Source organism: Streptomyces sp. NPDC050806 (genome assembly GCF_055586425.1).
Window position 1 is genome coordinate 455900 of sequence record NZ_JBVJIF010000003.1, and the last position, 11004, is coordinate 466903.

Here is an 11004-nt window from a genome sequence, read left to right on the forward strand (position 1 = left end):
TGACCGGCATGGAGTTCATGGGCACGCTGCTCGTATACGGCTGCGGCTTCGCCTCCGGCCTGGTCTGCGGTCTGTGCACCGCACGGCGTTCATGGAACTCCCGCCGGGCCATCACCCCGGCCCCGCTCCCGGCCCCGCCTCCGCCTCCCGCGCTGCCGGACACCCGCGGCGCGCACGAAGCCGCGCTGGTCGCGGTCGCGCAGAGCACGCAGCAGGCGCTGCTGCGGCCGCTCTCCGGTGACCTCGGCGGCATCAGCATCGCCGCCCGCTATCTCCCCGCCGCGGAGAACGTCCTGGTCGGCGGCGACCTGCTGAACACCGCCCACACCCCGTACGGCCTGCGGGTGCTGATCGGTGACGTGCGCGGCCACGACCTGGAGGCGGCGCGGCTCGCCGCGATCACCATCGGCTGCTTCCGCGACCACGCCTTCACCGCGCCCGACCTGATCCGGCTGGCCGGGCTCCTGGACACCCGGCTCGCCGCCGAGCTGGACGCCGAGGGGTTCGTCACGGCCGTGCTCGCCGAGTTCGCGCCGGGCGAGGTGCGGCTGGTCAACTGCGGTCATCCGGCGCCGCTGCGGATCGGCGACCGGCTGGAGTCGCTGGACCCCGACGAGCCCGGCCTGCCGCTCGGCCTGCGGCCCGCCCCGTTCCAGCAGCGGGTGCGGCTGGCCTCCAACGAGCGGCTGCTCTTCTACACCGACGGGCTCATCGAGGCGCTCGACGCGCGGGGTGAGCCCTTTCCGCTCGACGAGCGGGTCCGCGAGGCGCTGGCCCGGCCCACGCTCGACGACGCGCTGGAGGCGCTGCACGCCCTGCTGATGACGCACACGGCGGCACCGCTCCGGGACGACCTGGCGATGATGCTGTGCCAGCCGGGTGTCCGGGCCGTGCTGCCGTCCGTTCCCGCGATACACGGACCGGGGGAACGGACGGGCGAGTGGGCCTGAGCCTGGTCGGCGGCCGCGGGGCCGGGCAGGGCGTCAGCCGCGGGTGAAGACCGCGACGGTACGCGCCGGCACGGTGAAGGTGTCGGTACCGCTGTCGTACGCGGCGGTCCGCACCACCGGGTCGGCACCGCGGGCCTGGACGGGATGCAGCGCGTACGGCGCTCCGGCCGCGGCCGGTACGGTCTGCCGCTGCCGCTCGGGGGTGGCGTTGAGGACCACGACCAGCCGGCCGAGCCGCATGGTGATCACCCCGGGTGTCTCGCCGGCCCCGGACAGCGGGAAGGACAGCGCCCGCTGCACCTCGCCGGTGGTGGCCAGGCCGAAGTCCGGTTCGGTGGCGCGGATGCGGGTGAGGTCCCGGTACGCGGCGGAGGCGGCGGTGATCGCGTCGCAGCCGGGGCGCAGCGCCGGGTCGGCCAGCAGCGGCCGGGCGTAGGGCCACTTGTCCTTGTTGTCGGCGGCGGGCGGCAGGCCGCGGCCGAAGCCGTTGCCGTCGGCGCAGTTCCAGTGCAGCGCGTTGAACCAGTCGCCGCTGTCGAAGGAGTTGCGGTCCAGCGACTTGGAGCGGAGCAGGTCGCTGCCGGCCTGGGAGAGCGCCGGGCCCTGGGAGAGGGTGGCGGTGGCCATCGCGAGCACCTGCATACGGGCCCGGTCGGCGGTCTTCGTGCCCTGCGGGAGCTTGTAGGCGAGGGCGTCGTAGAGGGTCTCGTTGTCGTGGGCGTCGGCGTAGGCGAGCGCGTCGCCGGGGGCTGCCGCGTAGCCGGCGGGTGCGCCGTTGTAGTCGACCTGGGAGCCCTTGACGGTGCGGCCCGCGCTGTCGGTGAAGGTGTAGTCGGCGAGGCCGCCGGTCAGTCCCACCTTGATCAGGTCCTGGTAGTGCAGCAGCCGGGCCTTCTGCTCGTCGCGGGTCCCGTTGGCCGGCGAGGAGTTGGGGTCGGTGAACAGGCCGGAGGCGAAGCCCTGGACGCGCGGGTCGGCATCGAAGGGGCCGCCGCCGCGGACGGCGTCGCGGGCCCGGTCGTCGAAGGTGGCGATGCCGGTGCCCGCCATGTTCTGCTGCGTGGCCTGCACGAAGCGGGCGTCGTTCGCGACCTCGCCGAAGTTCCAGCCCTCGCCGTAGAGGACGACCGCCTTGCCGTCCACCCCGTCCTTGCGCACGGTCAGGGCGTCCAGGGCCTTGCGCACGGCGAGGATGTTGGCCTTGGGGTGGTGGCCCATCAGGTCGAAGCGGAAGCCGTCGACCTTGTACTGCTTCGCCCAGGTGACGATCGAGTCGACGACGAGCCTGCCCATCATGGTGTGTTCGGGCGCGGTGTTGGCGCAGCAGGTGGAGGTGGCGACGGTGCCGTCGTCCAGCAGCCGGTGGTAGTAGCCGGGAACGATCCGGTCCAGTACGGACTTCGGGTCCTGACCGCTCGCGACGGTGTGGTTGTAGACGACGTCCATGACGGTGCGCAGGCCGGCGCCGTTCAGCCCCTGCACCATGCCGCGGAACTCCCGGGTACGGGCGGTGCCCTCCGGACCGGAGGCGTACGAGCCCTCGGGGACGGTGTAGTGCAGCGGGTCGTAGCCCCAGTTGTAGGCGTCCTTCCCGGCGGTCTTCGCGACGCACTCCTGCTGCTTGTCGGAGTCCGGCGGGTAGGCGGCGAGGTCGCAGTCCGGTCCGGCCTGGTCTTCACGCTTCTCGGGGATGGTGCCGATGTCGAAGGCGGGCAGCAGATGGACGTGGCTGGTGCCGGTCCGGGCCAGCTTCCGCAGGTGCTTCATGCCGTCGGAGGACCGGTCGGTGAAGGCGAGGTACGTGCCGGGGTGCTTCGAGGTGCGGTCCGCGATCGAGAAGTCGCGGATGTGCAGCTCCTGGATGCGGGCGTCGCGGAGCGGGACGGCCGCGGGCTTCTTCAGCCGGTCCCAGCCCTTGGGCGCCAGGCGCGGGTCGGCGAGATCGGTGACCAGGCTGTACTCGGAGTCGGCGGTGAGGCCGGTGGCGTAGGGGTCGGTGACCTTGTTGGTGACGGTCTTCCCGGCAGCGGGCGCGAAGACGGTGACGGCGTAGCGGTACGGCCTGCCGGTCCAGCCGCGTTCGCCGCGCGCGCTCCACACCCCGGTCCGGTCGTCGCGCGTCATCGGCACGGTGCGGCCGTCGAGTTCGAGGGCGACGGTGCGCGCGGTGGGCGCCCAGACGGCGAGGGTGGGGCGGCCGTGGTCGAAGACCGGGCCGAGCCGGGCGCGGGAGGCGGCGGCGTAGAGGTCGTCCAGGACGCCGGGGATCTGCACGCCGGTGGTCTCGCGGAGGCTGCCGTCGGCGGCCCGGCGGGTGGCGACGAGCCGGTCGCGGAGCGCGGGGGCGGCCTCCGCCCGGTCGCGCGGGTCGACGGTGAAGGCGGGGAAGTCCTTCAGGTGCGGGTACTTGGCGTGTTCGGCGGGGGTGAGGGTGCCGGGGGCGAGGCGCAGCCGCCGGTCGCCGTCGGCCCCGGATTCGAGCTGGAGGGTGCCGCCGGCCGGGTCGGGGGCGCCCTTCCAGACGACGGTGTCCCGGTCGATCCACTGGGCTTCGGCCCTGGCCGGGTAGGGCGGCGGCGCCGCTTGCGCGGGGGCGGCGCCGGGCAGGGCGGCGGCCGCCGCGGCGCAGAGCGCCGCGGCGATCGCGGTGACGGTTCGGCGGAGGGTGCCGGTCACGTCGTGGTTCTCCTTCAGGGGGTCAGCCGCAGCTGCGGGCGCCGGTGTGCAGGGCGAGGGCGGTGTTCGGGGCGAGGGTGGCGGTGAACCGTCCCGACCCGTCGACCGTGACGGTCCGGCCCCTCTGGATGTCGCAGTAGTTCCCGGCGGGCAGCGCACTCTGGAACGTACGGTTCAGGTCGGAGCCCTCGTGGTTGATCGCGACGTACGCCTTGTCGCCGCGTCCGAAGGCGATCGCGTCGTTGCCGTTGTCCCACCAGTGGGTGACGGCGGTGCCGGCGGCGGTGTTGCGCAGCGCCACCATGGCCTTGATCTCGGGCCACTTGTGCTGGCACTTCCAGCCCTCCTGCCAGCAGGCGTTCACCGTGCCCCCGTTGGGCGGACCCGCGTCGCTGTCGGAGAACTCGTAGCCGGAGTGCACGTCCGGGGAGCCGTACGGCCAGGCCAGCATGAAGACGTTGGCGAGGGTGTAGTCGGCGCCGTTCTTGTAGTTCAGCGTGGAGCCGTTGCGCTCGGTGTCCCAGTTGTCGACGAAGACCCCGGACTTGCCGCTCGCCATGTAGCCCCAGCCCTCACCGAAGTTCGTGAGGTAGGCCAGCTTCTCGTTCTGGAAGACCCGCTTGAGGTCGCGGCCGTAGCGGAACTCCTGGACGTCGCCGGTGTTGAGGTACTCGGTCGGCGAGACCGCCTCGCCCGCGCCGTGGATCGCCTCCTGCTTCCAGTACACGCCCGGGTTGCTGAGCTGTCCCTTGATCGCGGCGAGGTCCGCTGCGGGCATGTGCTTGGCGGCGTCGATGCGGAAACCGTCGACGCCGAGGGAGAGCAGGTCGTTCAGGTACTGCGCGATGCGGGAGCGGACGTACGGCTCACCGGTGTCCAGGTCGGCCAGGCCCACCAGTTCGCAGTTCTGGACGTTTCCGCGGTCCTGGTAGTTGGTGATCTGGGCCGTGCAGTCGTCCATGTCCTGCGGCTGGTAGATGCCGGGGTAGGTGTACTTGCTGTACGACGAGCCGCCGGTGCCGGTGCCGGAACCGGCGGACATGTGGTTGATGACGGCGTCGGCGACGACCTTCACGCCCGCCGCGTGGCAGGTGTCGACCATGTTCTTGAAGGCGGTGCGGTCGCCGAGCCGGCCGGCGATCCGGTAGCTGACCGGCTGGTACGAGGTCCACCACTGGCCGCCCTGGATGTGCTCGGTGGCCGGGGAGACCTCGACGTAGCCGTAGCCGGCCGGGCCGAGGGTGTCCTTGCACTCCCGGGCGACCGAGTCGTAGCGCCACTCGAAGAGTTCGGCGGTGACGTCCTTGGTGCCGGGCGGTGCGGCGTTCGCGGGCGTGGCGAGGGCGGCCGTGGTGAGGGTGACGGCGGCCGCCGCGCACCAGCGGGCGAGGGGTCTGCGGTGGGGCATGGTTCCTCCTGAGGGGGTGGAAGGCCTTGCCCGGCAACGCGCCATGCCCGTAAGGCCGTTGCAGTTGTAGCCCGGACACCCCACTGTTGCAAGACCTTACGCAAGACATTGCAACGGTGTTACCGTCAATCCCGCAAGCTCCGGTCCGGCCGGCCGGGGGCCCGCTGTCACGCGGGCCCCACGCGCCCGGCCGGCCGGGCCGGTTCCCTCGGGACCGGCCCCGTGGAGCCCCGCACCACCAGCTCCGGCTGGAAGACGAACTCCGTGTGCTGCACGGGGTTCCCCTGGATCTCCTCGATCAGTGCGCCGACCGCGGCCGTCGCCATCGCCTGTACGGGCTGGCGCACGGTGGTCAGCGGCGGATCGGCGAAAGCTATCAGCTGGGAGTCGTCGAAGCCGACGACCGACAGCTGCCCCGGCACGGCGATCCCGCGCTGCCGGGCGGCCCGTACGACGCCCAGCGCCATCAGGTCGCTGCCGCACACCACCCCCGTGCAGCCGGCGTCCAGCAGCGCGGCGGCCGCCGCGTGCCCGCCCTCGACGCTGAACAGCGTGTGCTGGACGAGCTGTTCGGCCTCTCCCCCGGACAGGCCGAACAGCTCCTCCATGGCCGCGGCGAACCCCTCCGCCTTGCGCCGGGACGGCACGTACCGGGACGGGCCGACGGCCAGCCCGATACGTGTGTGTCCCAGTGCGGCGAGGTGGGTGACGGCCATCCGCGCCGCGGCCCGGTCGTCGGGCGAGACGAACGGCGCCTGGACGTGCGCGTTGTAGCCGTTGATCAGGACGTACGGCACACCGCGCGCGGTGAGCCGGGTGTAGCGGGACGGGTCGGCACCGGTGTCCGCGTGCAGGCCGGAGAGGAAGACGATGCCGGTGACGCCGCGCGCCTCCAGCTGCTCGACCAGCTCGTCCTCCGTGGCGCCGCCCGGCATCTGCGTGCAGAGCACGGGCGTGTAGCCGTGCCCGGCCAGCGCCTGCTCGATGATCTGCGCGAACGCCGGGAAGATCGGGTTGGTCAGCTCCGGGATGACCAGCCCGACCAGGCCCGCGCTGCGCCGCCGCAGCCGCACCGGACGCTCGTACCCGAGCACGTCCAGTGCGGCCAGCACCCGCTGCCGGGTGGCGACCGCCACCCCGGTCCTCCCGTTGAGCACCCGGCTCACGGTGGCCTCGCTGACGGCGGCCTGCGCCGCGATGTCGGAGAGCCTCGGGGGCAGCGTCACTCCGCCCACCACACGGCCGTATCGGCCGCCAGCTCATACGTGTCCGCGCTCCCCGGGATCTCCTCCGGGAGCACGCCGCTGGACAGCACAGGACGGCCGGGCACGGTGAGCCGTACGGGCTCCGCCGTGGTGTTCACCGCGCAGGTGAAGCCGCCCGCGCGGCGGAAGTGGAGCACGCCCTCGGGCGCGGGCCGCCACTCCACCGCGTCGCCCGCGCCCAGCGCCGGGTGCTCGCGGCGGACCGTGAGCGCGGTGCGGTACAGCTCCAGCGTGGAGTCCGGGTCGCCGGTCTGCGCCGCCACGCTCAGCTCCGCCCACTCCTCGGGCTGCGGCAGCCAGCTGCCACCGGTTCCGAAGCCGTACGGGGCTTCCGTGCCGGACCACGGCAGCGGCACCCGGCAGCCGTCCCGCAGGCCCTCCTGCCCGTTCTCCTTGAAGAAGGAGGGGTCCTGGCGGACCTCGTCGGGCAGCTCCGTGACCTCCGGCAGGCCAAGCTCCTCGCCCTGGTAGACGTAGGCCGAGCCGGGCAGCGCGAGCATCAGCAGGGCGGCGGCGCGGGCGCGCGGCAGGCCCCCGCCCAGCCGGGTGCGGTGCCGGACCACGTCGTGGTTGGAGAGCACCCACGTGGTGGGCGCGCCGACCGGCCGCATGGCGTCCAGCGACTCGTCGATGGCGGTACGCAGCTCCGCGGCGCTCCACCCGGTGTTGAGGTAGTGGAAGTTGAACGCCTGGTGCAGCTCGTCGGGGCGCAGATACAGCGCGGTGCGGTCGGCGGTGGGCGTCCAGGCCTCGGCGACCGCGATCCGGTCCCCCGCATACTCTTCGAGGACCTGCCGCCAGGAGCGGTAGATCTCGTGCACGCCGTCCTGGTCGAAGAAGGGCAGCACCTGGCTGCCGAGCAGCTTGAGCTGTTCGCCGTGGCCCATGTCGGGCAGGCCCTCGGCCTTGACCAGGCCGTGCGCCACGTCGACGCGGAAGCCGTCGACGCCGAGGTCCAGCCAGAAGCGCAGGATGGAGCGGAACTCGTCATGTACGGCGGGGTGGTCCCAGTTGAAGTCCGGCTGCTCGGGGGCGAAGAGGTGGAGGTACCACTCGCCGTCCGGGAGCCGGGTCCAGGCCGGGCCGCCGAAGATCGACTCCCAGTCGTTGGGCGGCTCCTCACCGTTCTCGCCGCGTCCCTTGCGGAAGTGGAAACGGTCGCGGAGCGTCGAGCCGGGGCCCTCGGCCACCGCGCGGCGGAACCATTCGTGCTGGTCGGAGCAGTGGTTGGGGACGATGTCGACGATGATGCGCAGGTCGAGGCGGTGGGCCTCGCGGATCACGGCCTCGGCGTCGGCGAGGGTGCCGAACATCGGGTCGATGGCGCGGTAGTCGGCGACGTCGTAGCCGGCGTCGGCCTGCGGCGAGGCGTAGAAGGGGCTGAGCCAGACGGCGTCGACGCCCAGTTCCTTCAGGTGGGGCAGGCGCGCGCGGATGCCGGCCAGGTCGCCCATGCCGTCGCCGTTGCCGTCGGCGAAGCTGCGCGGGTACACCTGGTAGATCACCGCGTCGCGCCACCAGCCGGTGGCGGGCGCTGCGGCAGGGGTGGCGGTGGCCTTGTGCTGCTGGGTCATGTCATCCCTTGGTGTGGTCGAGAGCCCGGGCCTGAAGGGTCAGCCCTTGGTCGTGCCGGCGGTCAGTCCGGCGACGAGGTGGCGTTGGGCGAAGGCGAAGACGAGCGCGGCGGGCACCGCGACGATCACGGCGGCGGCGGTCATCGACCCCCAGTCGTTGTTGTACTGACTGACGAAGGTCTGCAGACCGCCGGCGAGGGTGAGGTTCTCCTCGCCGGTCATGAAGGCCGACGCGTAGGCGACCTCGGCCCAGGCCGTGACGAAGGTGTAGAAGCCGGTGACCGCGAGCCCCGGCCGGGCCAGCGGCAGCACGAGCCGCCAGAAGGTGCCGAAGGGGTTGAGCCCGTCGACCCGGCCCGATTCGTCGATCTCCACCGGGATGGTGTCGAAGAAGCCCTTCATCATCCAGGCGCAGAACGGCACGGCGATGGTGAGGTAGGTGACGACCAGGCCGGCCGGCTGGTTGAGCAGGCCCAGGCCCGCCAGCAGGTTGTACAGCGGCACGATCAGCACGGCCACCGGGAACATCTGGGTGATCAGCAGCAGCCACATCAGCGGGCGCATGCCCGGGAAGCGGAAGCGGCTGACGGCGTAGCCGGTGGTCGCGGCGAGGAAGACCCCGAGCACGGTGGTCACGCCGACCACCACCACGGAGTTCCCGAACCAGGTCAGGAACGAGGTCTCGGCCAGTACGTGGGTGTAGTTGCCGAAGGTGAAGTGGGTGACCGGCGCGGTGGTGAAGGCGTCGTTCTTCGGCTTGAAGGAGGTCACCAGCAGCCACAGCGGCGGGAAGACCGCGATCGCGGCGGCCACGATCAGCGTGGCGTGCAGTCCGGTGGAGGCCAGTGGGCTCCGCTTCTTGTCGCGCATCGTCACCACACCTCTCCCTGCTTGCGCAGCGCCCGTCGGTAGACCACCGCGACGGCCGAGAGCAGCAGCAGGATCAGTACGCCCCAGGCGGCGGAGGAGGAGAAGTTGCGCGGACTGTCGACGAAGGAGAGCCGGTAGGCGTACGTCACGAGGATCTCGGTGGCGTCGCCGGGCCCGCCGCGCGTCAGCAGGAAGATCACCGGGAACATGTTGAAGGTCCAGATCGTGCTGAGCAGGATCACCGTGCTGGACACGGAGCGCAGGGAGGGCACGGTGATGTGCCGGAACCGCTGCCAGGCGGTGGCGCCGTCCATCTCGGCGGCCTCGTACAGCTCGCCGGGGATGGACTGGAGCCCGCCGAGGAGCGCGACGAGCATGAACGGCACGCCGAGCCAGACGTTGACGGCGATGACGGAGAGCTTCGCCCAGGTGGGGTCGTTGAGCCACGGGATCGCGTCGATACCGCCGCCCTGGAGCAGCTTGTTGAGCAGGCCGTGCTTCTCGTTGTAGAGCAGCCGCCAGGTGAAGACGGAGATGAACGCCGGGATCGCCCAGGGCAGGATCAGCGCGAGCCGGTAGAAGGTACGGCCCCGCAGCTTCCGGTTGAGCAGGTTGGCGAGGGTCAGGCCGAGCGTGAAGGTGATGCCGACGCAGGCGACGGTCCACGTCACGGTCCAGCCGAGCCGGCTCCAGAAGACGCCGTCGCTCAGCACGGACGTGTAGTTGTCCAGGCCGACGAACTGGTAGGTCGCCGGGATGTGGTTCATGCCGATGTCGCGGGCGACATTGGCCTCGGTGGCGTCGGTGAGCGAGAGGTACAGGCCGCGGACCAGCGGGTAGCCGATGATGACCGCGATGACGAGCACGACCGGGGCGACCATGGTCCAGGCGTACCAGTGGGTGCTCAGGGCCCGGCGCACCCGGCCGGGCGGCGCGGGAGGCGCCGCCTTGCCCTGGGGCTTGGTGGGAGCGAGCGTGGTCACTTGTAGTCCTTGAGCAGCTTCCGGTAGGCGTCGCCGGTGGCCTTGGCGGCCTGGTCGGGGGTGGCGCTGCCGGTCAGGACCTTGTTCATCTGGACCTTGATCGGCTCGAAGAGGGAGTTGCCCTCGGCGATCCAGGGGCGCTCGACCGCCTTCTCGACGGCGGGCCGGAAGAACTTCACCATCTCGTTGCTCTTGACGGAGGGCACGTCGTAGACCGACGTACGGGTCGGCAGCAGGCTCAGCTTCTCGGTGGTCTGCTGCTGGACCTTGGCGGAACTCATGTACTTCACGAACTCGTAGGAGGCGTCGAGGTTTCCGGACCCGGCGTAGACGGAGAGGTTCCAGCCGCCCTGCGGGGAGCCCTGTGCCTTGCTGCCGCCGGGCACGGGGGCGACGCCGAGGTTGGCCTTGTCCTTGAACTCCTTGCCGGCCAGCGCGCCCTCGATGTCCCAGGGGCCGTCGACCGCCATCGCGACGTCGCCGTCCTTGAGGGCCTTGAGCTGGTTCTCCTGGCCGTCGGTGGCGTCGGTGACGGCCGCCTTGGAGTCCACCAGGTCCTTGATCGTCGCGAAGGCCTTGACGCCGGCCGGGTCGTCGATGACGACCTTCCTGGTCTTGGCGTCGACCATGTCGCCGCCCTCGCCGTAGAGGTAGGGCAGGAACCAGTACGGGTCGTCGCCGCGCAGGTAGAGCGCGGTGGCGCCGGTCTTCGACTTGATCTTCTTGGCGGCGGCCTTGAGGTCGTCGAAGGTCTTCGGGACCTCGACGCCCGCCTCCTTCAAAAGCTTCTTGTTGTAGAAGAGGCCCAGGGTGTCCATCACCTGGGGGGCGGCGTAGGTCTTGCCCTTGAAACGGGTGGAGCCGGCCGCCTGCTCGACGAAGTCCTCGTTCTTGTCCAGCGCGGGGGTGTTGTCCAGCGGCGCGAGGTAGCCGAGGTTGGCGAAGTCCGCGACCCAGGCGACCTCGGTGCGCATCACGTCGGGGGCGCCGGAGTTGCCGCCCGCCGCGTTCTTGAACTTGGCGTTGGCCTCGCCGAAGGGCACGTTCACGTACTTGACGTCGACCTTGGGGTGCTCCTTCTCGAAGCCCTCGGCGAGCTGCTTGTACGTGGCCTTCTCCGCGTCGTTGGAGGTGTCCCAGAAGGTGACGGTGCCCGACAGCTCACCCCCGCTCTGCTGGTCGCCGCCGTCGTCGCCGCCGCACGCGGTCGCCGTCAGTGCCAGACCAGCGACCAGGGCGGTGGCCGCTATGCCACGTCGTCGCATGTGAACTCCTTCT

At 71.4% G+C, this 11004-nt stretch carries 7 protein-coding genes and 1 pseudogene; 1 reads left to right on the forward strand and 7 read right to left on the reverse strand.

All coding sequences use genetic code 11. From position 1 onward, the window contains the following. The first annotated feature begins 8 nt into the window (after positions 1–8). Positions 9–950, forward strand: coding sequence for a PP2C family protein-serine/threonine phosphatase (locus tag ACZ6WH_RS11355; protein WP_469728006.1), 942 nt, complete (start codon positions 9–11; stop codon positions 948–950). A 33-nt stretch (positions 951–983) separates the two neighbouring features. On the opposite strand, the gene pulA is transcribed toward ACZ6WH_RS11355, so the two are convergent. From pulA to ACZ6WH_RS11390, 7 genes and pseudogenes are all read right to left on the reverse strand, one after another. Then, positions 984–3626 (reverse strand): pullulanase-type alpha-1,6-glucosidase, encoded by a 2643-nt coding sequence (gene pulA, locus ACZ6WH_RS11360; protein ID WP_469727639.1) that lies wholly within the window; start codon positions 3624–3626, stop codon positions 984–986. A 28-nt stretch (positions 3627–3654) separates the two neighbouring features. Further along, a pseudogene (locus tag ACZ6WH_RS11365) lies at positions 3655–5034 on the reverse strand (alpha-amylase); the annotation flags it as partial. Between the two features lie 167 nt (positions 5035–5201). Continuing rightward, positions 5202–6269, reverse strand: a complete 1068-nt coding sequence (locus ACZ6WH_RS11370) for a LacI family DNA-binding transcriptional regulator (RefSeq protein WP_432853434.1) — start codon at positions 6267–6269, stop codon at positions 5202–5204. Beyond that, entirely contained in the window at positions 6257–7873 is a 1617-nt protein-coding gene (locus ACZ6WH_RS11375; RefSeq protein WP_469727640.1) for a glycoside hydrolase family 13 protein, read from the reverse strand. Before ACZ6WH_RS11375 ends, ACZ6WH_RS11370 begins: the two co-directional genes overlap by 13 nt. A gap of 39 nt (positions 7874–7912) precedes the next feature. Then, entirely contained in the window at positions 7913–8743 is an 831-nt protein-coding gene (locus tag ACZ6WH_RS11380; protein ID WP_469728007.1) for a sugar ABC transporter permease, read from the reverse strand. A gap of 2 nt (positions 8744–8745) precedes the next feature. Then, positions 8746–9624 (reverse strand): carbohydrate ABC transporter permease, encoded by an 879-nt coding sequence (locus tag ACZ6WH_RS11385; protein ID WP_469728009.1) that lies wholly within the window; start codon positions 9622–9624, stop codon positions 8746–8748. Positions 9625–9722: 98 nt separating this feature from the next. Further along, positions 9723–10991: an extracellular solute-binding protein gene (locus tag ACZ6WH_RS11390; RefSeq protein WP_469727641.1), complete on the reverse strand. Its 1269-nt coding sequence runs from the start codon at positions 10989–10991 to the stop codon at positions 9723–9725. Positions 10992–11004: the final 13 nt, after the last annotated feature.